The 23,593-nt window shown below is 40.7% G+C and carries 29 protein-coding genes; 21 read left to right on the top strand and 8 right to left on the bottom strand.

What is annotated here, in order from left to right:
• Positions 1-122: 122 nt before the first annotated feature.
• Positions 123-1,109, bottom strand: a complete 987-nt coding sequence (locus J7E52_RS24065; protein WP_214750855.1) for a COX15/CtaA family protein — start codon at positions 1,107-1,109, stop codon at positions 123-125.
• A 602-nt stretch (positions 1,110-1,711) separates the two neighbouring features.
• On the opposite strand from J7E52_RS24065, the gene cyoE reads away from it, so the two are divergent.
• From cyoE to J7E52_RS24030, 7 genes are all read left to right on the top strand, one after another.
• Entirely contained in the window at positions 1,712-2,650 is a 939-nt protein-coding gene (gene cyoE / locus J7E52_RS24060; protein WP_214750854.1) for a heme o synthase, read from the top strand.
• Positions 2,651-2,904: 254 nt separating this feature from the next.
• Complete coding sequence (gene coxB / locus J7E52_RS24055) at positions 2,905-3,987, top strand: cytochrome c oxidase subunit II (protein ID WP_214750853.1); 1,083 nt, start codon at positions 2,905-2,907, stop codon at positions 3,985-3,987.
• A 24-nt stretch (positions 3,988-4,011) separates the two neighbouring features.
• Positions 4,012-5,883 (top strand): cytochrome c oxidase subunit I, encoded by a 1,872-nt coding sequence (gene ctaD / locus J7E52_RS24050; RefSeq protein ID WP_214750852.1) that lies wholly within the window; start codon positions 4,012-4,014, stop codon positions 5,881-5,883.
• Positions 5,883-6,512 carry a cytochrome (ubi)quinol oxidase subunit III gene (locus tag J7E52_RS24045; RefSeq protein WP_048684533.1) on the top strand — a complete coding sequence of 210 codons (630 nt, stop codon included), beginning with the start codon at positions 5,883-5,885 and terminating at the stop codon, positions 6,510-6,512. The genes ctaD and J7E52_RS24045 overlap by 1 nt, the downstream gene beginning before the upstream one ends.
• A 3-nt stretch (positions 6,513-6,515) precedes the next feature.
• Positions 6,516-6,851 (top strand): cytochrome c oxidase subunit IVB, encoded by a 336-nt coding sequence (ctaF, locus tag J7E52_RS24040; protein WP_048684534.1) that lies wholly within the window; start codon positions 6,516-6,518, stop codon positions 6,849-6,851.
• A 142-nt stretch (positions 6,852-6,993) separates the two neighbouring features.
• Positions 6,994-7,905, top strand: coding sequence for a cytochrome c oxidase assembly factor CtaG (gene ctaG / locus J7E52_RS24035; protein WP_309476935.1), 912 nt, complete (start codon positions 6,994-6,996; stop codon positions 7,903-7,905).
• A gap of 201 nt (positions 7,906-8,106) precedes the next feature.
• Positions 8,107-8,568, top strand: a complete 462-nt coding sequence (locus J7E52_RS24030; RefSeq protein WP_057278459.1) for a DUF420 domain-containing protein — start codon at positions 8,107-8,109, stop codon at positions 8,566-8,568.
• Positions 8,569-8,683: 115 nt separating this feature from the next.
• Here J7E52_RS24030 and J7E52_RS24025 read toward each other — a convergent pair whose 3' ends face one another.
• On the bottom strand, positions 8,684-9,046 hold the full coding sequence (locus J7E52_RS24025) for a YugN family protein (protein ID WP_214750850.1): 363 nt from the start codon (positions 9,044-9,046) through the stop codon (positions 8,684-8,686).
• Between the two features lie 347 nt (positions 9,047-9,393).
• On the opposite strand from J7E52_RS24025, the gene J7E52_RS24020 reads away from it, so the two are divergent.
• On the top strand, positions 9,394-10,428 hold the full coding sequence (locus tag J7E52_RS24020) for a CAP domain-containing protein (protein WP_309476934.1): 1,035 nt from the start codon (positions 9,394-9,396) through the stop codon (positions 10,426-10,428).
• 135 nt (positions 10,429-10,563) lie between these two features.
• Here J7E52_RS24020 and J7E52_RS24015 read toward each other — a convergent pair whose 3' ends face one another.
• On the bottom strand, positions 10,564-10,845 hold the full coding sequence (locus tag J7E52_RS24015; protein WP_214750849.1) for a hotdog family protein: 282 nt from the start codon (positions 10,843-10,845) through the stop codon (positions 10,564-10,566).
• A gap of 129 nt (positions 10,846-10,974) precedes the next feature.
• On the opposite strand from J7E52_RS24015, the gene J7E52_RS24010 reads away from it, so the two are divergent.
• The 4 genes from J7E52_RS24010 to J7E52_RS23995 are packed head-to-tail and all read left to right on the top strand — an operon-like array spanning position 10,975 to position 12,657.
• Positions 10,975-11,406, top strand: a complete 432-nt coding sequence (locus J7E52_RS24010; protein ID WP_214750848.1) for a YlbD family protein — start codon at positions 10,975-10,977, stop codon at positions 11,404-11,406.
• A gap of 12 nt (positions 11,407-11,418) precedes the next feature.
• Positions 11,419-11,661: a YlbE-like family protein gene (locus J7E52_RS24005; RefSeq protein WP_214750847.1), complete on the top strand. Its 243-nt coding sequence runs from the start codon at positions 11,419-11,421 to the stop codon at positions 11,659-11,661.
• A gap of 60 nt (positions 11,662-11,721) precedes the next feature.
• Entirely contained in the window at positions 11,722-12,147 is a 426-nt protein-coding gene (locus J7E52_RS24000; RefSeq protein ID WP_214750846.1) for a hypothetical protein, read from the top strand.
• Positions 12,148-12,207: 60 nt separating this feature from the next.
• Entirely contained in the window at positions 12,208-12,657 is a 450-nt protein-coding gene (locus J7E52_RS23995) for a YlbF/YmcA family competence regulator (protein WP_214750887.1), read from the top strand.
• A 137-nt stretch (positions 12,658-12,794) separates the two neighbouring features.
• On the opposite strand, the gene J7E52_RS23990 is transcribed toward J7E52_RS23995, so the two are convergent.
• Positions 12,795-13,118 carry a hypothetical protein gene (locus tag J7E52_RS23990; protein ID WP_214750845.1) on the bottom strand — a complete coding sequence of 108 codons (324 nt, stop codon included), beginning with the start codon at positions 13,116-13,118 and terminating at the stop codon, positions 12,795-12,797.
• A 138-nt stretch (positions 13,119-13,256) separates the two neighbouring features.
• Here J7E52_RS23990 and J7E52_RS23985 point away from each other — a divergent pair, with 138 nt between their 5' ends.
• Entirely contained in the window at positions 13,257-13,532 is a 276-nt protein-coding gene (locus tag J7E52_RS23985) for a YlbG family protein (protein ID WP_048684554.1), read from the top strand.
• A gap of 54 nt (positions 13,533-13,586) precedes the next feature.
• Here J7E52_RS23985 and J7E52_RS23980 read toward each other — a convergent pair whose 3' ends face one another.
• Complete coding sequence (locus J7E52_RS23980) at positions 13,587-13,976, bottom strand: DUF7147 family protein (protein WP_063231953.1); 390 nt, start codon at positions 13,974-13,976, stop codon at positions 13,587-13,589.
• A 472-nt stretch (positions 13,977-14,448) separates the two neighbouring features.
• On the opposite strand from J7E52_RS23980, the gene rsmD reads away from it, so the two are divergent.
• Positions 14,449-15,024 carry a 16S rRNA (guanine(966)-N(2))-methyltransferase RsmD gene (gene rsmD, locus J7E52_RS23975; RefSeq protein WP_034313946.1) on the top strand — a complete coding sequence of 192 codons (576 nt, stop codon included), beginning with the start codon at positions 14,449-14,451 and terminating at the stop codon, positions 15,022-15,024.
• Positions 15,025-15,516 (top strand): pantetheine-phosphate adenylyltransferase, encoded by a 492-nt coding sequence (coaD, locus tag J7E52_RS23970; protein WP_034313942.1) that lies wholly within the window; start codon positions 15,025-15,027, stop codon positions 15,514-15,516. It abuts the gene before it with no gap.
• Positions 15,517-15,826: 310 nt separating this feature from the next.
• Here coaD and ylbJ read toward each other — a convergent pair whose 3' ends face one another.
• Entirely contained in the window at positions 15,827-17,044 is a 1,218-nt protein-coding gene (gene ylbJ / locus J7E52_RS23965; RefSeq protein WP_214750844.1) for a sporulation integral membrane protein YlbJ, read from the bottom strand.
• A 308-nt stretch (positions 17,045-17,352) separates the two neighbouring features.
• On the opposite strand from ylbJ, the gene J7E52_RS23960 reads away from it, so the two are divergent.
• Positions 17,353-18,150 (top strand): patatin-like phospholipase family protein, encoded by a 798-nt coding sequence (locus tag J7E52_RS23960; RefSeq protein ID WP_214750843.1) that lies wholly within the window; start codon positions 17,353-17,355, stop codon positions 18,148-18,150.
• On the top strand, positions 18,140-19,165 hold the full coding sequence (locus J7E52_RS23955; RefSeq protein WP_214750842.1) for a SepM family pheromone-processing serine protease: 1,026 nt from the start codon (positions 18,140-18,142) through the stop codon (positions 19,163-19,165). Before J7E52_RS23960 ends, J7E52_RS23955 begins: the two co-directional genes overlap by 11 nt.
• A 91-nt stretch (positions 19,166-19,256) precedes the next feature.
• On the opposite strand, the gene J7E52_RS23950 is transcribed toward J7E52_RS23955, so the two are convergent.
• Positions 19,257-20,462 (bottom strand): nucleotidyltransferase, encoded by a 1,206-nt coding sequence (locus J7E52_RS23950; RefSeq protein ID WP_214750841.1) that lies wholly within the window; start codon positions 20,460-20,462, stop codon positions 19,257-19,259.
• A gap of 220 nt (positions 20,463-20,682) precedes the next feature.
• Here J7E52_RS23950 and J7E52_RS23945 point away from each other — a divergent pair, with 220 nt between their 5' ends.
• The 4 genes from J7E52_RS23945 to J7E52_RS23930 all read left to right on the top strand — a co-directional run bounded on the left by J7E52_RS23945 (position 20,683) and on the right by J7E52_RS23930 (position 23,056).
• Positions 20,683-21,204, top strand: coding sequence for a YceD family protein (locus J7E52_RS23945; protein WP_214750840.1), 522 nt, complete (start codon positions 20,683-20,685; stop codon positions 21,202-21,204).
• Between the two features lie 65 nt (positions 21,205-21,269).
• On the top strand, positions 21,270-21,443 hold the full coding sequence (rpmF, locus tag J7E52_RS23940) for a 50S ribosomal protein L32 (RefSeq protein ID WP_034313929.1): 174 nt from the start codon (positions 21,270-21,272) through the stop codon (positions 21,441-21,443).
• Positions 21,444-21,591: 148 nt separating this feature from the next.
• Positions 21,592-22,356, top strand: coding sequence for an enoyl-CoA hydratase/isomerase family protein (locus J7E52_RS23935; protein WP_309476933.1), 765 nt, complete (start codon positions 21,592-21,594; stop codon positions 22,354-22,356).
• Between the two features lie 79 nt (positions 22,357-22,435).
• Positions 22,436-23,056, top strand: a complete 621-nt coding sequence (locus tag J7E52_RS23930; RefSeq protein WP_214750838.1) for an RsfA family transcriptional regulator — start codon at positions 22,436-22,438, stop codon at positions 23,054-23,056.
• A gap of 43 nt (positions 23,057-23,099) precedes the next feature.
• On the opposite strand, the gene J7E52_RS23925 is transcribed toward J7E52_RS23930, so the two are convergent.
• Entirely contained in the window at positions 23,100-23,588 is a 489-nt protein-coding gene (locus J7E52_RS23925) for an N-acetyltransferase (RefSeq protein WP_214750837.1), read from the bottom strand.
• Between the last annotated feature and the right edge of the window lie 5 nt (positions 23,589-23,593).

The raw sequence follows: 23,593 nt of genomic DNA, 5'->3' as shown, positions 1-23,593 counted from the left end.
AGCTGCTCTGTACCCTCTTTTTAGGCAATTTACGGTCATCTTAAGACAAAACAAAAACCACCATTCCCCGGGAATGGTGGTTTTGTTTTATTCTTCTATATTATTGATTGAACAATCAGATATTAACGGGCGGGTACCGTTGGTGTTATATCCTGTTCATCCTGTCCTTTGACTGCATGCGTGGAGCTCCCTTTTTGCTTGGCTAGGGCATTTTTTTTGCTTCTTGACGTCAATAGCATCAAATAGCTCATTACACCAAAAAAGCAGGCAATGAATAATGCGTGTGTCAATGCGATATATAAGTTTTGCCTTGAGAAAATGATAAAGGCTCCAGCGGTAACCTGTAAAAATACGAGAATGAATGCAGCAATCCAACCGCCATATAAAACTTTTTGATTTTTGTAATGTTTTTTTGCGATATAAGCCACATATGATACCCAAATGAAAATGGCGCCTGCCATTGCACGGTGCCCCATCTGAATCCATTCATAAAGGTTGGAGGGGAGTGCAACACTGTCATTTACACATAAAGGCCAATCCTTACAGATAAGACTGGATTCTGTATGCCTTACAAGAGCACCCGTATATACGACTACCAGACAAAAAATCAATACGCCAATAATATGGAATTTCATTCGGTTGTCAACTATAAGTTTTTCGGCTTCGAACTTCTTGTCTACTTCAAAAATCAACAGTGTCAGTAAAAAGACGGAAGCAAAGGAAATGAGCGATATGCCAAAATGAAGGGCAAGGACAAAATCGGATTGTGACCAAATGACGGCAGCGGCTCCGATCAACCCTTGCAGTAACAGAAAACCAAAAGAAAGGACGGATAAGAAACGCGCTTCACGGATATGGCCGATTTTTTTCCAAGACATATACGATAAAATTAAAACCAAGAATCCTCCAGCACCTGAAACGAGTCGATGGGAAAGCTCAATGACCAATTCAATCGTGATTTTGTCCGGGATCAATTGGCCATTGCACAATGGCCAGGACCTGCCGCAACCCATGCCGGAATCCGTCTTCGTGACTAAAGCTCCACCAAGTAAGATGAAAAGCATTACGATCGTTGTTAAAACAGCAAACCATTTAAGAGACGATTTCACTAGTAGTCCCACCTTTTTCTCTGTAGCAAATTAGGGTTGTTCCATAAAATTAATAATAGCATAAGATTTTTCATAATATTTGTCGAACTTCCTCGATATTACACAAAATAGAATGATTTTACAAGTTCAGTTAATATTATAGCTATTAATTAAAATGCCTGAAATAGTTGAAAGTTACAAAAGACTTTGATAGAAATAAAGGGAGTGTAAACCTTCAAGTAGGAGCAAAATAGGGATAGAGCCTAGGGGATGATGATAATAGCATACTATTCATGTTCTTGATGAACATCTTACAACAGCAGTAAATTATTGAGACACAAATTGGTCAAAAAATATCCGAAAAATTTTCACAAAAGCTTCCAAAAATGTGTTTTAATATATTGAAGAAATGATTTTACTAAATTTTACTGTTATTAAGCATGATATTAAGAATGATAGCTCTCGATGGATTCCATTGACAACGGTCATTGGTAAATAATTTACTTTTTGTTTACGCTTCCTTGGTTACAAATATCAAAAAGTATGAAATAATGTTCTATAGCATATGTAAGTATTTTCTTTGCATTTGCGTCTGTGCTGAATGATTTAAAGGAGGAAAACAAATGTCAGAAACAAGGGGTTTGTCAGAAGCTGTCATGGAGGACAGTAAAGCCGCCCTTCAATCGGATATACCTGAAACAACAGCTTGGAAGGATTTTCTCGCACTTATAAAAGTGGGGATTGTCAATTCAAATATAATTACAGCTTTTACCGGCGTGTGGCTAGCTCTTCATTTTTCGAGGCTTAGCTTCTTAAGCAATTTAGATGTAGTGTTTTATACACTTGCAGGTTCGGCGCTCATCATGGCGGGATCTTGCAGTTTCAATAATTATTATGACCGTGATATCGATCATTTAATGGAAAGAACGAAAAACCGTCCAACGGTAACTGGGAAAGTACAGCCTTCAAAGGTATTGGCGTTAAGTTTCGGCTTGATTGCTGCAGGGCTGATTTTACTTGCATTGACTAATATGACAACAGCCATACTTGGTGCATTCGGCGTCTTCGCCTATGTTGTTTTATATACCATGGTTTTTAAACGCAGGTTTGTCTCGAATACGATTATAGGCAGTATATCCGGAGCGGTGCCTCCACTTATCGGGTGGGCTGCAGTCGACCCGGGCCTTGATAAGATCGCCTGGGTCCTGTTCGCGATCATGTTCTTATGGCAGCCTCCTCATTTTTATGCACTAGCAATGAGGCGTGTCGAAGAATATCGTGCTGCCGGTGTGCCAATGCTTCCGGTCGTAAAAGGGTTCAAGGCCGCAAAAAGGTCGATTATGCTATGGATCGTCTGTTTAATGTTCGTTCCTTTCTTTTTAACTCCATTAGGAACTCCGCTAGTTATTCTTGCTGCATTATTGAGCACGGGGTGGCTTATTTTGGGAATTAAGGGGTATAAAAAGAAAGATGATGTTAAATGGGCAACATCCATGTTTGTATATTCTTTAAATTATATGACCATTTTATTTGTAGCGATGGTTATTGTCACTCTCATCTAGTTTTGGTTAAAATAAGCTGGCGGCCTGTTCTTATACAGGCTCCAGCTTACTGATATATAATGCACTGACCGCCATTCATACATATTAACGGAACCAACGGGGTCATACATAAGAGCGGTTACATGAATCATCTTAATAATTCCTTAGTTTAGGGATTCTTTCTTTTTAAGAAATTGACATAGAGAGAATATTCGCAATTGCGCCCATTTTTATTTTTGTGAGAAAATTTTGACGAAAGAGGGGTTTCTGAAGCTATGAAAAAAAGGCTGCACAAATGGCGCCTAATTGCTCTGCTGGGTATTGTAGGACTTGTCCTTTCGGGATGCGGCGAACCATTTCTATCCGCGCTGAAGCCAGCTGGCGATGTTGCGCAATCTCAGTATGACTTACTGATATTGAGTACACTAATCATGGTACTGGTTATTATTGTTGTGATTATTTTGTTCGTTGTAGTTTTACTACGCTTCCGTCGTAAGGAAGGCGACGAAACAATACCGAAACAAATTGAAGGAAGTCATAAACTCGAAATTATCTGGACTGTTATTCCTATCCTTCTTTTAATTGTTCTGGCTGTTCCAACCGTCGTCACGACTTTCGATTTAGCCGACACAAAGGCGATGGATAAGAAAGATAAGGATGGAAAAACGAAGGATGCACTTGTCGTGAATGTCAGGGCGAACCTTTATTGGTGGGAGTTTGAATATCCGGACCTTGGCGTTGTAACAAGTCAGGATTTGGTTGTGCCAACCGATCAAAAAGTGTACTTCAATCTGACTGCTTCAGATGTTAAGCATTCATTCTGGGTACCGTCTGTCGGAGGAAAGATGGATACCAATACAGAAGGGGTCAATCAGTTTTTCTTAGAATTCGATAGTGAAAAGGCGGAAGATTCGAACAACTTGTTTTACGGAAAATGTGCCGAACTTTGCGGTCCTTCACATGCTTTGATGGATTTTAAGGTCGTACCGAAGTCCCAAACCGATTTTGAAGCTTGGACTAAAGATATGAAAGCCGCGAAAGAACCTGTCGTTGAAGGTGACCTAGCCAAACAAGGTGAAGATGTCTTTAATCAAAGCTGTATAGGCTGCCATGCAGTGACACCAAATGACAGCAGGCCTGAAGCTGCCCGTCAGGCTCCGAATCTGGCTACATTCGGTGAGCGTCAAAAAGTGGCTGGCGTATTGGATCATACGGAAGAGAATGTGAAAAAATGGATCAAGGATCCTGAGAAGTATAAACCGGGCAACACGATGACCGGTACTTACGGCGAACTTTCGGATTCGGATATTAATGCACTGGCAGCTTATTTATTAGAGCTTAAGGTGGAAGACAAATAGAACATTGATTAAGGAGGTTAAATCGTGAGTACGTACGCTAATAAAAAAGGATTTGGCGCTACGCTTTGGGATTATCTGACGACGGTTGACCATAAGAAAATCGCCATTTTATATCTTATCTCTGGCGGGTTATTCTTTGTAATCGGCGGTTTGGAAGCGATGTTTATCCGTATCCAGCTTGCAATCCCAAACAATGACTTCGTAAGTGCCGGATTTTATAATGAAATTTTGACCATGCACGGTACGACAATGATATTTCTGGCGGCCATGCCATTGGTATTTGCTGTTATGAATGCGGTTGTACCCTTACAGATAGGGGCACGTGATGTTGCGTTCCCGTTTTTGAACTCTTTAGGTTTTTGGTTGTTTTTCTTTGGGGGAGTCTTTCTGAATCTTTCATGGTTTTTAGGTGGGGCTCCAGATGCAGGCTGGACATCGTATGCATCACTTTCCCTGCACTCCGAAGGCCATGGCATTGATTTTTACGTCCTCGGACTACAAATATCAGGTTTTGGAACACTAATTGCAGGGATCAATTTCCTTGTAACCATTATTAATATGCGTACGCCTGGTATGACATATATGCGTATGCCGCTGTTTACATGGTCAACTTTCGTTGTTTCCGCATTGATATTATTCGCTTTTCCTCCGCTTACCGTAGGATTGGTGTTAATGATGTTCGACAGGATGTTCGGCTCGAATTTCTTTGATGTAGCAGCGGGCGGGAATACGATCATTTGGGAGCATTTATTCTGGATATTCGGTCACCCGGAAGTGTATATCCTGATCCTTCCAGCATTCGGTATATTTTCCGAAATTTTTGCTACATTCTCCAGAAAAAGATTATTTGGTTATTCATCAATGGTGTTTGCAACCGTTTTAATCGGTTTCTTAGGTTTCATGGTTTGGGCGCATCATATGTTTACGACTGGTTTAGGACCTATCGCGAATGCGATTTTTGCCGTGGCTACCATGGCCATTGCGGTACCTACAGGTATTAAGATATTCAACTGGATCTTTACGATGTGGGGAGGAAGCGTCAAGTTCACGGTGCCGATGCTTTATGCAGTTGCCTTTATCCCTACATTTACCATGGGTGGCGTTACAGGTATCATGCTCGCATCAGCACCTGCTGATTATCAATACCATGATAGTTATTTCGTTGTTGCCCATTTCCACTATGTAATCGTCGGTGGGGTTGTATTGGGCTTACTGGCTGGAATCAATTTCTATTGGCCGAAAATGTTTGGAACGATGTTAAGTGAAAAACTGGGGCAAATCACATTTTGGACGTTCTTGATCGGTTTCCATTTAACATTCTTCATTCAACATTTCTTAGGTTTGATGGGGATGCCTCGTCGCGTATTTACATTCTTGGACGATCAGGGACTCAATACAGGTAATATGATTAGTACAGTTGGAGCCTTCTTAATGGCATTTGGGGTCTTGGTTATGGTCATCAATATAATCATTACATCCGTGAAGAATGAGAAAGTCGGCAATGATCCATGGGGAGACGGCCGTACGCTTGAATGGGCCATTCCATCACCACCGCCGTTTTATAATTTTAAACAACTTCCGCTTGTCCGCGGATTAGATCCTTACTGGGTTGAAAAAATGGAAGGGAAAAAGGAAATGACTCCTGCAGAACCACTGGGGGATATCCATATGCCGAATTCATCTATACTTCCTTTAACGATTGCCCTCGGTTTATTTGTTGCCGCATTCGGTGCTTTATATAATATGGATGATAAGACATGGACCCTGCCTATAATGATTGTTGGACTTTTGATAACATTCGTTTCAATGTTTATCCGTTCCGTTAAAGACGATCATGGATTCCACATCCACAAAGAAGACCTTATGGACGATAAAGACAAGGGAGGTAAGGCATAATGCAAACAGATGAAAGATTCACGGATGCCACTTGGCCTGCTTCTCCCGAGAAAGCGACTTTAGAAGGTAAAAATAAGTATTTGGGATTCTGGTTGTTTCTCGGTGGAGAGACGGTATTATTCGCCTCGCTTTTTGCAACTTACCTTGCATTGAAGGATAAAGTTCCGAATGGTGATGCTGCCTTAGCTAAAGATTTATTCGAATTACCGCTGACTTTTGTAGCAACCATGCTGTTATTGACCAGTTCATTAACTAGTGTGTATGCAATGTACCATATGAAAAATAACCATTTTAAACAAATGCAAGCATGGCTTGTAATCACGGTTGCACTTGGCTTTGCTTTTCTAGGTCTCGAGATTTATGAGTTTAATCACTATGTTCATGAATTCCATCATACATTTACGAGCAGTGCCTTCGGTTCCGCGTTTTATACGTTAGTTGGTTTTCACGGAGGACACGTTGCTTTCGGTCTGGTTTGGATCATATCTCTTATGGTTCGTAATGCAAGAAGGGGCTTGAATTTATATAACGCTCCTAAATTTTATGTTGCGAGTCTTTATTGGCATTTCATTGACGTAGTCTGGGTGTTTATCTTTACTGTCGTATACTTAATGGGAATGGTGGGATAACTGATGGCGAATGAACAATCAAATTCAGCGAACCCGAATGTCGATTTAAAATATCGCCGTAAGAAAAATGCTGAAGAGATGAAACACCAAGTGATATCATTTACACTTATGATTTTCTTTACATTACTTGCTTTTGCTGCAGTAGGAATTGAGGGTTTTTCACATTGGTTCATTAAACCAGTCATTTTGCTGCTGGCAGTTGTACAAGTGATTTTCCAATTGTATTATTTCATGCATATGAAGCATAAAGGGCATGGCACCATTGCATTGTTCTTATTTTCCGGCCTTGCAGTAGGCTTGATAACTGTCCTTGTGTTCACAACGATTGTTTGGTTATAAACCTTGAAGGAAATCGGCTATTGAAAGATAGCCGGTTTTCTTTATGTGTTGATTTAGTTAGAAAAAGAATCCAAGTTTATCTATATTTGTTACCATGTTTCATTTTAGGTATAATGAAAGTAAGAAAAAGTTTATGAACGAGGTGATTTTTTTGTCTATTGATATTTTCGGATTTCGCGCTTTGTGGAGTCCTTATTATTTTGCCGTCCTCGTACTTATAACCGTTGGCTATTTTTGGCTGTTGACAAAAAAAGGGGAGAAGTTTTCGGGAAGTTCATCGCTTTCCGTTAAACAGGCAACTTATTTTTTGATAGCCATGCTCCTTCTATATGCAGTGAAAGGATCACCGCTGGATTTATTGAGCCATATCATGTTCAGTGCCCACATGTTTCAAATGGCACTGCTATATCTCGTGATTCCGCCTTTATTTATCATAGCGATTCCAGATTGGCTTATGAGAACTTTCATAAATTCAAGGGGAGTGAAGACGTTATTTCAATTTTTCACCAGGCCTCTTGTCGCCCTTTTACTATTTAATGTTCTTTTCTCGTTGTACCATATCCCGTTAGTATTCGACTTTATCAAAACGGGGATGTGGTTTCATGCGGGATACACGGTCCTTTTATTTACTACTGCTGTTTTGATGTGGTTCCCGCTTGTCAATCAACTGCCGGAACGTGAAAGTCTGTCAGGTGTAAAAAAAGTGGCTTATATTTTCGGCAGTGGCATTCTAATGACCCCTGCTTGCGCCTTAATCATTTTTGCTAATGATCCGATGTATGATACATTTACCAATGCGGAATCTTGGGCGAGTGCCATGGAGCTTTGCGTTCCGGCTTCAGCACTGGCGGGTTTAACGCTCAGTGGCCCGGAAATGTTCAATGGACTGCCATTGCTTGAGGATCAACAGCTTGGTGGGGTTCTGATGAAGGTGATTCAAGAAATCGTTTTAGGCTATGTATTAGGTGTCATTTTCTTTGCTTGGTTCAAAAAGGAGAACGGCGGCCAAAATGATATCGATCCGATACCTTCGGATTTTCAGACTGTAGAATAATTGTACGATAAAAGACTTGTCTTGGGGCGGACAAGTCTTTTATCTGCCTGATTTTCGATTTAAAGCAAATAGCCAGTGATTCGACTTGGCTATTCCATAAAAGTGAGCATTCTGTTAATAATCCTTGATTTTATTGAATTTTATGATTGCCTCTTATAAAATGGTAGTTGATTAATAAATATAGAGAGGACTACAATACATATGTCTTTACCAATCCTTCCAACGATAAGTACAGCTTTCATTGTATTAAGTGCCATCACTGTTGCAATAGGCTGGTATCAAATTAAACAACGCAAAATTGAGACCCATAAAAAAACCATGATGGCAGCTGCGGTTTTTGCGGTAATCTTTTTCACTATATATCTTTCCCGGACGGTCTTCATTGGCAGTACATCATTTGGCGGACCCGATGACATTAAAATTTATTATACGATTTTTTTGATTTTCCATATAACGCTTGCGACAACTGGGGCAGTATTGGGGATCATCATGCTTACCACTGGGTTTAAAGGTAAATTTGCCATTCATAAAAAAATCGGGCCTGCTACCAGCATCATTTGGTTTTTCACTGGGATTACAGGAGTAGCCGTTTACATTCTGCTTTATGTCATTTATCATGGCGGCGAAACAACATCTTTAATAAAGGCGATCCTGGGATTTTAAAATAACGAAAAAGCCTGGTGCAAAAAAAGCATCAGGCTTTTGTAATGGATACTAAAAAAAAGAGAGCATCACATATGATCCTCTCTCTTTGTACCTCACTTTTAACTTGCGGCTTTTACAGGCCGTTGAATTGTGTAAGTTCTTCTTTGATTTGAGCGAGGATTTTTTCACTTTGTTTAACCAGTGATGCAGGGAAATCCTCTCCTTCGCCATATTCAACTCCGTGTGGATAATAGTGTTTTCCTAATAGAGGGACCATAAGTTTAACGACGGCCCTGTGAGCGCCTACATCGCCTTCTGTAGCATGGCCAAGTATTCTCAGGTAAAACGTGCCTTCTTTTAATTCGAACTTACGATCGTAACTGACTCTTTCGTAATCCCATTGTTCTGCACGTATTAAACCATACTGCGGCATTAGGTCATCTAATCGGTTTAAGTCGGCTGTGATGTTTTCGATTCCAAAGCTTTCAAATTTCACGAGTAGTACCTCCTATGTTTACTATTGAGAATTAAAATGACATACCGGGAAAATATTATGTACATGAATATATTAAAAATCTCCAAGTATGTTTATAATATACCATTTTATCCTATATTTTATAATAGTACGAAATGGTGGAAGTTGCAATGAACTCAACTATGGTATTTCAATCATTCACAAAAGTTCCATTTTTAAAATGAATTTAATGAAGGGGCAGTCTATCGTAAATTAGAAAATTATGATTGAACAGTGATATAATCAGGAAAGAAAGGTTTTTTTGCATTGGATACATAAATTAGATAGAGAGAGGGAGTGTTCCTCTGCGCAGTTTAGGTAAGGTGTTGGTGTTAATCGTTATTTTTTTCGTAATCGGTATTTATCTTAATATCGGCGATGAAGATGAAGGGAACCCTCTTATTGATGGTAACAAAGGTGTTAACCCGAATGGACATATAAATGAAAAAAGCCCTTCCTCTGAAAAGGAAGGGGTTACTGAAGTGACAGAAGGTCTGGCAGCAACAATCGGGAAAAATGCAAAAGAGATAGAAAAGGAATACGGTAAGCCAGATCGAATTGATATGTCTGCCTATGGATATGAATGGTGGGTTTATAAAAAGGACTATAATAATTATTTCCAATTAGCCGTTGAAAGTGAAAAAGTGGTATCTGCTTATGGAATCGGTGATGAGGTCAATGTCGCTCCTTTCAAAATAGGACAATCGATTGATGCCATCTATTCCAGCTTATATGTGGAACCTACTGTTGATATTGAAGTTGGCGACAGTTCCTATCGTTTTGAATTGTCGGAGGAAGATATGAACATGAGGCCGTTGATTGATTTAGGGAAAATTAATGTTCAGCTTTATTTGGATAAATTCACGGGGACTGTTTCAAGCGTTCGATTTTTGAATGATTCCGCCCTATTGAAACAACAGCCGTATGAGTTGACCTATCATGGTGAACTTGTGACAGTGAAGGAACTTTCTGAGGAAGACATGGCGAAAGTGGAAGATGGCAATGAGCAGCAAATATTCGATATTACGAATATAATGCGCAGCAGGTTTGATTTGAAGCCTTTAGAATGGGATGCTCCAACAGCGGAGGTTGCTTACCTTCATAGCCGGGAAATGACGGACGCACCTGAAGGTACCCATGTTTCTGAAGCAAATGGGGATTTGGAAAAACGACTTGATGCAGGTCATGTAAAATACAGGGCAGCAGGTGAAAATATAGCGGCTAATTACGTGGACGCAGCTGCAGTCATGGAAGGTTGGCTAAATAGCAAAGGTCATCGTGATGCGATGCTGAATGAGGAATTTACTGGTCTAGGCGTCGGGGTATATAAAAAGTATTACACCCAGAATTTCATAAAGAGATAAAAAAACGGATCCAATTTGGGTCCGTTTTCTTGTTCTGGATATAACGCAAGCATCATCACGGGTGACCTTCCCCTCGATTTGATCGTTTGCCTATGTATTCGCATGTGAACGTAAATCGGTCGCCAATGGAGGGTTTTACGTAATGAACTTGGATATCCCCAGTAACGGAAGCATACCCTTTTGGAACTGTTGAGCTTTTAATGCCGAATCTATCAAGGAAGCTATCATGCCTCCATGAGTAATGTTCAATTCATTATGTACAAGAGGTGTATTAGGGATGGTCACCGTAAGTGTCGTCCCCTGTTTGCTTACATCCTTATTTAATTGCAGCAGGCTTGAAAAATAAATCCGTTTCCTTTGCTCACTTTTGGCTTTTGACCCTGAAACAATTCCCGATAAAACAGATAACTGTTTCATCTGCTGACTCAGCCAGGTTATGGAAGTTTTTATGGAAATTCAATTGGATTTAAAATGGAATGTGATGCACTTTTTATTTACCTTTAGCATATGGTGCAATAGGCGATGTCTAAGTGTGAGGTGAGCGTAATGGCAAAAAGAAAACGGCCCTCCGTGGATCGATTTCGGGAGTTTGTAAAGGAGCATCCTCATTTAGTGAATGAAGTGAGAAGCAAACAAGCAACATGGCAGGAACTTTTTGAAGAGTGGTATTTACTCGGTGAAGATCATCCACGCTGGCAGGCTGACGGCAGTGTGGGTGAGTCCAAAGTGAAGACAGAATCCCCATCACCGCCGGTTGAAAAGGGAGACCAAAGCACTGAGTTGATCGGTTCGTTAATGAGTGCAGTTAAAAATATGGATATGGGGCAGATTCAACAATATATTACGAATGCCAATCAGGCCATCGGTGCAATCCAAGGAGTGCTATCTGCTTTCCAAGGGAATAATTCAGGTGATACCAGTCCTCCCCCAAAAGAAAAAGAGCAGAGAGCTAACCCTTTTTTATTCACCAAAGATTAAGGAGGGTTTTTCATGCGTCAGAATATATATGAATTCATTCAAACAAACGAAGATATGCGAAATTACTTGAGGGTTCAGCCTGCATGGTACAAAAGGTTAATGCGTAATCCCCATGAAGTGGATGTGTTTGAAACCGAAGCGAAATATTATTTTGAAAAGTCGATTCCGCATCGGGTCTCTAAATTTTCGGAAAGCGTTCAGGTCGCCTCCATGATGCTTCATATGTTTCAAGCGATGAATGTTCCAGGTGAATGAAGAAAAAAAGAGTAAATTACTCCTTTTGGCGAACAATAAAGGCAAAAGGGGGACGATGGAATGAGAAAGTTGATATTGGCTCTAACAGTGTTGATGGCAGTGTCGGGTTGTGGAAAGAAAATACCGGAACCTGAAAATTCAGGAGTAGCCATGCAAGGTGTTTCTACACTTAAAGCTGCCACCACTGTATCGAGCATCCGAAATTCAGATGAGGACTTTCGGGTAAAAACCTTTGTAAAAGGCAACTCTGTTTATGTAGAATGCTACTTGAAAAACTATGGTTTTTCTGAAGCAAATCCAGAACAATTGGCAACTGTGTCCGTATTTATTGATAATCAAAAGAAAGTCGATATGAAAACGGCCGCATTTATCTTAAAGGATGTCCCGAATGGCAAGCATAAAATTAAGCTGGAGATTTTGAATGGTTCAGGTGACAAAACAGGGCTGGAAAAAGAGATTGAGGTACATATCACTTCCTCGATTTAATCAAACCATTAGCATCTAAAAGGGAGAAATGGTAAAATGGTTATGGAGGTGAGCTTGTTAATGCTTGCTACTATGGAAATCATCGACATTTTACAACAGGCTGATGGATTGGCTGAAATGATCCTTCATTCTGAAATAGGGGAAGAATACCTCCTTAGTTTATATAAATTACAAAGCGACAAAGAGGCCCAGCGGAAAATTTCCAAGTTTACTTCGCTAAAGGATCTATTTGAAGATGTTCAAAGGTTCGGTAAATATCATCCGGATTATAAACGCATCAATTTGGAAACCAGGCAAGCTAAACGAGACATGGATATGCATCCTGTCGTAGCAAGGTTTAAGCGGGCGGAGACCGAATTACAAGCAGTTCTTGATGAAATAAGCGGAAGAATTGGCCGAGCCGTTTCTGAACAGGTCAAAACCCCAGCGGGGAATCCATTTTTTGTTTCATCAGGTGGATGTTCAACGGGAAGCTGCGGAACCGGTGGAAGTTGTGGATGCTCTGCTTAAGGTAATGGCCAGATCGTGAACATTCAGGCCGGTATATAAGAACATGCAGCCATCGAAATTCGACATTGCTACGGAGTTCGGTGGCTGTGTCATGTAAGGAACCTTCGTCGAGACAGTGGGTGATCGTTACAAAGCGATTAACTGCGATATAAGATACAGTCCGGACAAAGGTTGCCGCAGCAAAACATTTTTTGCTGCGGCACATAAAAACGATGCCGGAATACATATAAATGTTCTTCCTGCCGTACGAAAATGGTTTCACAATGAAGTTGCTTGCCGCGCATTGAAAGGCTTGCGGCTTTTTTTATTAAAAAAGAAAGCTTACTATTATCATTTTGAGCCGGATGATAATGGATATATATAAATGGTATACCTGTGAACTTTTTTATCGAAGCTTGGGTAATTTCATCATTATCTAATAGATGATCAATAAATTGATGCCAAATATGGTTTAAATCCATCGTTTGTTAGGCTCCCTTCACAGTGTATATATTCATAATAGTGAGAGAATTTCGTTTATAATCTTTTTTCTTGGTTGAAAGTAAAGATTCTGCTATGCTACACTTAAGTTAAAACCTTTATAAAAGGGAGTTATTGATATGCTTGGAGCGAGACAGGGAATTATCGTCTATTTACATACATTAAAACAAGCCAAAATGCTTAGGAAATTTGGAAATATCCATTATGTTTCAAAAAAGTTGAAATATGTGGTGCTTTATACGAATATGGATGAAGTGGAACCACTAGTGGAAAAGCTGAATAATTATTCGTTCGTTAAAAAAGTGGATCTTTCTTACAAGCCTTTTTTGAAGGTGGAATTCGAAAACTCCAAACCGGATAAAGCGAAAGAATATGATTATAAAATGGGAATTTGAAAAAAGCTGACTCATGCGGAGTCAGCCATTTTCAATTCAGTGCATCAATATCTTTCACCCTAATGGGGGCAGATACCTATTCATTCGCAAAATGCCGATTAAGTGTTGGTAGTACAACTCGATTTCTGCAAAGAGCACCGAAGGTTTCACGTCGATTTCAATAATCGGCCTATCCAGTTCCTCCGCCAGGTTCTCAAAAAGCTCATAGCGTTTGTTTTTAGTGGCATGAGGGTTCGGTATACCTTCACGGCAAATGTAAAGTGGCTGGAATTTCCCGGGATCTGTGGGCTGCATGACGATCACCAATGACGTTACCTTTTTATCATTTATAGTAGTATGCATGGCCAAAAGCCTTGCAACTCGATGTTTCTGATTGCGTCCTACTTCCAGCAACTCATATATATCGGAATATCCTTGTCCAATTTCAATAAAACGTTGAATCAATTAAACCTCTCCTAACTAACTTATTATTCATTACTTTATCATTATCCCTCATAAAAGAGAAGGACAACTTCATTGACGAAGCATGACAAAGAAACATAGATATCAGAGGTTTATCAATAAAAAAAAGCCCTGCAAAAATATGCAGGGTCCTTCTATGTCTAAATAAGGACCAGAAGGCAAAGGGAGAGGAGAAACCGGAGGAAGAGCTTATGGGGAAACGTAAGCCTTCTCCGCGGTTGGCAACAACACCTAAAAAGGAATGTTGTTATTCACATTATTGCCAAAAACCACTTTATTATTCAAAATGTAAAAGATTTATAAAAAGAATGGATATCTTCTTTCCATGGTCCGAAATGATACATTGATTTTCATCTCGGAAATGAAGCCAAGTGGGTTTAAATATTGGCTAGCTTTTTCTAATATGTTAGGATAGGAAAGTAACAGAAATTTGTCATAAAATGTGGTGAGGATGATGAGGGTCGTTTCCGGAATTTGCAAAGGAAGACCACTTAAGGCTGTACCGGGTACAGGAACCCGGCCGACTACCGATAAAGTCAAGGAATCCATTTTCAATATGATTGGTCCGTATTTCGAAGGAGGGCTGGTCCTCGACTTGTTTGCCGGGAGCGGTGGACTGGGAATTGAAGCGTTAAGCAGAGGCATGGATAAAGCCATATTTGTCGATCGGGATTTTAAAGCAAATCAAACGGTTAAGGCCAATTTGGAACTATGCAAGTTTTCAGACCGTGCAGAAGTTTATAAAAATGATTCAGAGCGTGCACTGAAGGCTTTGGTGAAAAGGGAAATGACTTTTGAATTGATTTTTCTTGATCCACCTTATAAGAAACAAAAGCTAGTCGAGATTCTTGAAGAAATACATAAATACCGATTGCTGAACGATATGGGATACATTGTTTGTGAGCATGGCCATGATGTTACATTGCCAGAAAAAGTTGGTGACTTTACCGTTAAGAGAAAAGAAGTTTATGGCGTCATTGCCGTTACGATTTATCAATGGGGAAACGTACACGAACAGGGGGAACTATGAATGTCCAAAATAGCGATTTGTCCAGGGAGTTTTGATCCAATAACATTTGGTCATCTTGATATTATTCAAAGGGGAGCGAATGTTTTTGATGAGGTATATGTGGTCATCGTGAACAATTCAGCGAAAAATTCACTTTTTACAGTGGAGGAGAGGCTGGAATTGATTACTGAGGCGACTGCCCATATGCCGAATGTTAAAGTGGATTTCTATCAGGGATTGACGGTCGACTATGCTGAAAGCGTTTCCGCGAATGCCATTATCAGGGGATTGAGGGCGACTTCCGACTTTGAATATGAAATGCAGGGAACTTCGATGAACCGATTCCTTAATAATAAAATAGAGTCATTCTTTATCATGACGAAAAATCAATATTCTTTTTTGAGTTCAAGTATCGTGAAAGAGGTTGCGAAGTATGGCGGGGATATCTCAGAACTAGTGCCAAGCGTCGTCCAGAAAGCCCTGGCCAAAAAGTACGAGGAACTGAAAGGATAGAAAAAAGAGCATTGCCAAGGCGCAATGCTCTGAGTTTGTAGACAAAAGGAATTCCATCCGAATTTTTAAACAAAGTTGGTTGGAACGGAGAATACGAGACTCCTGCTTAGAAAAGCGCGTCCAAGGGAGACCCCGCTAAGAGCGCCGAGGAGGCTTCCCGGACCGCCCGCGGAAAGCGAGTGCCTGGAGTGGAAATCAACGTACATATTTTTTTACACTCCCTCAAAAAAAATGTAGGCAATCTTAATTAGTATCGAGTTTGTCTACAGTCTAAAGAGTATTGCCAAGGCGCAATGCTCTTTTTTTCTGTTTACGAAAGGCCTTTGAATAGCCTTTTGGTAAATATGATGATGTATAGGATCAAAAACAAGAGTGTTAGAATAGGGCCGAAATCAAGCATGTTCTGATATAGGGAATTCACGTGTTCACCGGATCCGCTTACTGGGAATGCATTTATCGGGCTGCCGCTATACATATTGCCTTTATAGAATGGCTCCCAAAACAAGATGGTAATAAAGGATGCCAGCAGGCCATGTGCTATCCTAGCCAGAAAAAAGGGAGTGAAACGAATGTCTGTTGCGGCAATTATGCTGGCAACTTGCGCTTGAATGCTGAAACCGTTGAACGCTAAGATGAAACTTGTCATCACAGTTTGCTGAAAGAGTGTCGCATCCTCGACCGTACTGGTTAATTTTGAACCAAGAGTCATTTCAAACATGCCTGATATGAAGGGGAGGCTTAAGGAATCTGGGAAATTAAAAATATGTAAAATTCCTCCGACCCCCGATGCTAGCAATCCGGTAATGTTCATATGAAATAAAAGCTTGTTCACCACCGAAAAGAGAATGATGAACCCCCCGATCATTAATAGGGTTTGAATGGATGAGAGTACCGCATCTCCAAGTAAACTGCCAAATGGTCTTGTTTCTTTTATTCTGGTACGATGCATTTGGCTAAAGGCTTGTGTTATGGAGGGGAGCTTGGTCATTACTTTTGTATGGGATTTTTCTTCTTTCCAACGGTAAAAACGCATGATGATGCCTACACAAAAATTTCCTAGGTAGTGGGAAAGTGCAAGGATGATCCCTAAATGAGGATTGTGGAAAAATCCGACGGCAACGGCAACGAACAGGAACAATGGATTGGATGAATTAGTAAAACAAACGAGTCTTTCAGCTTCAATGCGGGTCAATTGTTCTTCCTGACGAAGCCTTACAGTGAATTTCGCTCCAGCTGGAAATCCTGATGCTAGTCCCATCGCCCAAACGAAACCGCCCACTCCTGGTACACGGAATAAAGGACGCATAAATGGTTCGAGCATGACGCCAATGAACCTGACAACCCCAAAGCTGATTAATAACTCCGAGAAAATCAAGAAAGGTAGAAGCGAAGGGAACACAATTGTCCACCAAATATTCAGTCCGCTTTTGGAAGCTTCAAAGGATTCTTGGGGGAAGATGATCAAGCCAACTGCCATCATCGTGACGGAGGTAGCTAACAGTACTGTTTTAGATTTTGATTTTAGCAAAATTCAGCCTCCTCTTGAAGGTTACTAAATAAGGGCAGTTCGTTTCGTATATAATAAAATATGAACTTCCTTTTCTCGAAAAGTAAGCGCATGATGAAATGTGGATTGTTCCGACATGTATAAATGAGGATGATCCGCACGATGGAATTTCAATGAAGCCCTCACTTTATTGGCTGGCATGGTTCATATCCGCCATGCTTGTTTCACTGTCAATATAAATAATATGCTTCTATAAATCCGTTTTAGACCATAACTTTGAATGAGTGTTATTTCAATATTTTGAACTAGTTATAGCGGGAGGGATATCTTTGTCGGAACCGAAGGTCGGGCTTGCACTTGGGTCGGGAGGAGCTAGGGGGTTTGCACATATTGGCGTGATAAAGGTATTACAGCAAGAAGGCATTCCGATAGATATGATTGCTGGAAGCAGCATGGGAGCTATGGTTGCCGCCTTTTATGGAGCGGGTTCGGATATCGAGAGGCTGTATAAGTTGTCCCGTGCATTTAAGCGAAAGTATTATTTAGACTTCACCATACCTAAAATGGGCTTCATTTCGGGTAAAAGGACAAAGGATTTAATCAGGGTATTTACATATGGCAAGAAATTTGAAGAACTTGATATTCCTGTGGCGGTGGTCGCCACTGATATAAAAACGGGGGAAAAAGTCATTTTTCAGGAAGGTCCCATCGCACCTGCTGTAAGGGCAAGCATCTCCATACCCGGCATTTTCATTCCCGAAAAAATCGGAAACAGACTGCTTGTTGATGGCGGCGTTGTTGACAGGGTTCCTGTTTCAGTCGTGAAGGATATGGGAGCTGACATCATAATTGGTGTGGATGTAGCCCACGTGAAACAGGATATGGAGATAAACTCCATCTATGACGTCATCATGCAAAGCCTCGATATCCTGCAAATGGAACTGGTTAAAAGCAGGGAATTTGCTTCAGACATCATGATACGCCCCAGGGTTGAGAAATACAGCTCGAAATCATTTACAAACGTTCAGGAAATAATTAGTATTGGAGAAGAAGCTGCAAGAGGAAAGATAGATCAAATTAAGCAGAGCATTGTTACTTGGAAGGAGTCCTTTGAAGATGAGCCGTAAAATGTATGTACGCACTTTCCTGGTGGTGGCTATACTTCTCATAGCATCAGCCCTTTATTCCCTACCTTTTTATGTGTCAAAACCAGGAATGGCTAAAGAATTGGAGCCAATCATTGAGGTATCCGGAGGAGATGAAGCAAAAGGAAGCTTTATGTTAACCACTGTAAGGATGGGCCGGGCGAATATATATTCCTACATGCTGGCGAAGTGGAGCAAGTATCAGGAGCTTTATCCGGAAACCTCCATTCGAAGCGAAGATGAAACAGATGAAGAATACAATATCAGGCAGCTGCACTTAATGGATGGTTCTAAAAATAATGCCATCCAGATCGCATATGAAAAAGCAGGGAAAGAAGTCGATTACGAGTACCTGGGTGTATATGTTTTGGACGTGCTAAAAGGAATGCCGGCAGCTAAAGAGCTGAAAGCGGGCGATCAAATCATTCAGGTCGATGACGTTAAATTCAAGTCTGCACAGCAATTCATGAACTACATTAATGGAAAGAAGGCTGGAGATGAAGTTAAAATAGTTTATAAGCGGGAAGAGACGGAGAAAACGGCCATTCTTTCATTGCAGCCTTTTAAAAATGACCCAAATAGGGTCGGAATAGGCATTTCGCTGGATGATAATCGAAAAGTGACAACAAAACCGGCGATTGCCATAGATTCAGAACAAATAGGCGGTCCTTCGGCAGGTTTAATGTTTTCATTGGAGATTTATAATCAATTAACAAAGGGCGACCTTACAAATGGCTATGACATAGCGGGTACAGGAACGATGTCTGAAGATGGGACAGTCGGTCCAATTGGCGGAATTCAACAGAAAATAGTTGCAGCCGATAAATCTGGAGCCGAAATATTTTTTGCCCCAAATGAAAACGGAGCAGCAGGTTCGAATTATGAAGATGCACTCATTGCAGCAAAGGATATCGACACGGACATGAAGATCGTGCCGGTTGACAACTTTGATGATGCAATAGCCTACTTAACGAAGCTAAAAGGAGAGGGAAAATGAAAAAAAGCGCAGGCAGTCATCTACTGTTTGCGCTTTTTTTGATGATTGGATTATTACTCTTAAGGATGGACGGGCAAGCTTAAACCATTCTTCATTTGAAAATGATGGGAGATTCATATTCCCGTTTCATCAAGGCAGCTTGATACGGTTCGGACAAGCCAAGTGCATACACCTGTGCCGCTCGCAAGTCCGTATCGATGTCCTGCTTCTGATAGGACGAAAGTTTAGAGATGAGCGGGAGTGGTAAGCCTTTTTTTACTGTGCGAAGATATTCTTGTCCCAGGCCATTCATGCCAAGAAGTCTGATATAGGCTGGTTGGTCATTGTGAATCACCTGTTCCTTTAATGTATGCGTCAATATATGGACGCACATTCGCTGTAGTCGTGTCCATGTGTAGCGTTTTGTCTTCAGAGCTGCCATGAATTCAGAAAAGCTCGTAGATTGTTTGGCCATCTCCTTTATTCGGTGTTCGATGCCTTCCTCGATTTCGTATATCCCTGCCAATTCGGTTAAAGAGGAAGAAAGGATTCGGTATTTCAAAAGTGGCCAATACATTTCCCAGTCATGCAAGGCATGGTAGCGCGTTAAATATTGCTGAAGGCCATCCATAGTCGGCTGAGGAATATAACTGGAAACAGAATTTAATTCCTGGTGTTCATGGATGGCTTTACGTATCCCCGTTGCGCTGGCAATAGGGTCTTTGGACAACTTTGTTTCATGGTAACCGGCAGCGACCCTTTGAATCGTAAAAGGGCGAATGGAGTAGCCGTTTGAAAGGGCAGCACTTACATATTCCTTTCCAAGAATATTATTCGGCTTCGTCAAATCCAATGCCGCATCACCATTGATGATCGATCGATAAGCCTGGGCAGCACTGGCCGGATAACTATTACCGGCATCCATAGCCGATTTAATTGCAGCATCGAGTGCAGCGGAATTATCCGAAAGAATTCTGTGGGCGGTGATGAATGGTTCAATTCGGCCATCCTCGCTTCCGAAGCAAAAGGAGTCACAGCCAAGGGATTCCAAAAGAGAAATGGAGCCTTTTGCAAATATCTCCGCCTTCTGTGTCGCGAAAGCATAGGGAAGCTCAATGACAAGATCGATGCCGCCATTCAAAGCCATTTCGGCACGGGTCCACTTGCTGACGATAGCAGGCTCGCCACGCTGTAAGAAGGGCCCGCTCATGACAGCGACCACAACATCTGCTCCTGTTTTTTCTCTACTTTCTCTTGCATGTAAAACATGTCCATTATGAAAAGGGTTATATTCGACTACTAAACCGCAAGCTTTCATTCGTTCACCTCAGAGAAAAACTTTGTATTTTATCAACTTAGTGCTAAAATAGTATTTCAAGTAAAATTACTATAAGTAATCGTCCAGATTTTTTGTGTTTGTAATGATTCTTAAACCTAGAAAATCAGTTAGGATGACTACATTATAGTGTAAAGAAAAAATATTGACAAACTTATAATTGAAAGCTATAATTATTTTTGTTGCCTTGAGGTGATTTCAATTGAAATGGACGATTAGTCAACTTCAAAAAATTCGGGACAAAGATTTACGGTTTGATGAACTGGTGGATGTCTTGGACATTAGAGAAAGAGACCCGCAAATTCGCGATGTTTCTCCGATCAGAGTAACAGGAAGAGCTGATATCAGCTCGACCGAGATTACTTTTCACTTGCATCTTTCAGGTGAATTAACATTACCTTGCTCCCGTACACTGGTAGACGTTAAATATCCGATTGATATTGATACAAAGGAAACCTTTCTTTTAAAGGCAGATGACGCTGATTTCTACGGAGATGATGTCACTGTTGTGGAAGGTGAAGTTGTAGACTTAATACCGGTAATTAAAGAAAATTTATTGCTAGAAATTCCGATGCAGGTTTTTTGTGAGGATGTCGATTCGAATGAAGCTGCTCCTCAATCCGGGAAAGACTGGGCTGTTATTTCTGAAGAGGAAAATGAGCATAAGGTTGATCCGAGATTTGCAAAGCTTGCCGACTTTTTTGACAACAATAAAGAATCTTGATTGGAACGAAAAATCGTTAATCCGATTTTTCCAGCTTTTTTATATTTTTTAAGGAGGTGGGAATAATGGCTGTACCTTTTAGAAGAACGTCGAAAACTGTAAAAAGAAAACGTCGTACGCACTTCAAGCTTCAAGTACCTGGTATGGTAGAATGCCCGAGCTGTGGTGGAATGACTCTTTCACATCACGTTTGTAAAGAATGTGGAACATATAAAGGAAAAGAAGTTGTCGCAAAATAATTTCTTGACCTACTTGAGAGCTTTGCTTTCTTGATGCAACACGCTAATCAAAGCGCAGGGATTTTTCTCTGTGCTTTTTTTACAAATATATTTGGCAGAATATTTTGAATAATCTATGTTTGCCGATGGTTTCGGAGAAGGTGTTTATGTGGATCAAGTAATTAATGTTGAAAAGGATGAACGCGGTTTCATGAAGCTCCTGTTTAATAGACAGGAGAAAAGGAATGCCGTGAATTATCAATTGATGGACGAACTTGAGACAATATTGTCAGAAGCTGCATGCGATGATGAAGTTAAGTTGCTGGTCCTGACAGGGGCGGGCTCTGAGGCATTCTGTTCAGGTGGTGATTTAAGGGAATTTCAGGATTTGCGTACAGAAGAAGAGGCCTTTGCTATGTTATCGAAAATGGGTGAAATTCTGTATAAACTAGCAGTTTTCCCAAAACCGACAATAGCGCTCATCAACGGAAGTGCTTTCGGCGGTGGATGCGAAATAGCGACAGCTTGTGATTTCAGGTTAGCAAAGAGCGAAGTTAAGCTGGGGTTTGTACAAGGTACTCTGGGAATAACGACAGGCTGGGGCGGAGCTTCACTTTTACTTGAAAAAATATCAGAGCAAAAAGCGCTAAAGCTATTATTGGATGCAAAAATACATAAAGCCGAGGAAGCAAAGGAATTGGGTTTCGTAGATGAGATAGTCGGAGAAGGTGCGGATGGATGGGAAGGTTTCGCAGAAGATTTTCTTCGCCATGAGACAGGGGTATTGATGGCCTATAAACGATTGCTGGTCCATAAATGGCAGGGTAGCGGGCTTAAAGGAAGAATGGATGCGGAAATCCGGGAATGTTCTAAACTGTGGGCGAGTGATGAGCATCATGCTGCAGTCGATCGTTTTATAAATAAGAAAAAATAAATATTACACGCTCTATATATCTTCTATCTTTCCTAGCATGTGCATATTATGAATTAAAACTTGCTAAGGAGGTAGAGAGATGACGATTGCGAGACAAGATGCATGGACTCATGATGAGGATCTGTTGTTGGCTGAAGTGGTGCTAAGGCATATACGAGAAGGCAGTACACAATTAAAGGCGTTTGAAGAAGTGGGGAAACAGTTATCGAGGACATCTGCTGCTTGTGGGTTCCGTTGGAATTCATTTGTAAGGAAGCAATATAAATCAGGGATAGAGCTGGCGAAAAAACAAAGGAAAGAACAGGTGGTCAATAAGCCTGAAATGGAAAGGGATTCGGTTGCAGCGGTGGAAAATGTCACGATTGAAGAAAAGGCCCCCCAGCATGAAGATAAAGAATCTATTACCCTTCAGGAAGTTATATTATATTTAACCAAGATGGATGAATTCTTTCAGCTTGATAATAAGGAAAAAGAACGGATTTCTGAGCGGTCCCTATTTCTTGAACGGGAAAATGTCCGATTGCTGGAAGAGAATGCTTTGCTTAAAGAAAACCTGAAAGCGGTTGAGGAAGATTATCGTGCATTAATGCAAATCATGGAGCGGGCAAGAAAGCTTAGTGTACAAGAGGACGAAAAGACTAATCCGAAGGTGAGTTTCCAAATGGATAAGAATGGTAATCTTGAAAGGGTCAATAAATGAAAAATGCGGGTGGAAAATCCGCCCGCATTTTTCTTGAATTTCCTTATTCTTGCGTATCTATTTCTTTTTTATCTTGTATGTCAAATGGGCTCCAAATCAGTGGGTTTTCTCCAAGGTCCCTGTCCAAATCATAGGAAACAGCAGAAAAACCCATCTTTTTCCAAAAGTCTTGTGAATGAACTCTTGGATTGGTTTTGATAGGCATGTTCAGGCTTTTGGCGAATTCAACCAAAGCTCTTCCATAACCTTTTTTCTGATAGTTAGGCAGGACTTCAAGTTTCCAGAGAACAAGGAAGTCCCTAGAATTGTCAAAATACTGGTCAAATTTAGCGCTTCTTTTATACAGGCTCATGCGGGCTACAAGTTTGTCGCCATAAAAGATTCCGTAAAAAGGTGATTGGCTGTCATTTTCGATGATGTTAGCCTCTAAATCATCGAGCATGGACAGTTCCTGTATCCCGTATTCTTTGAATTTTTTGAATTCCTCAAGCGTTTTAAAATTTACAAGTAATCGTTCAACCTTGTATTCCATAAAAA

It is taken from the genome of Bacillus sp. ISL-34 (assembly GCF_018613325.1).
Taxonomy (GTDB): Bacteria; Bacillota; Bacilli; order Bacillales; family DSM-1321; genus Peribacillus.
The sequence above is the reverse complement of the archived record's forward strand: the minus strand, read 5'-3'. Positions and strand labels throughout refer to the sequence as shown.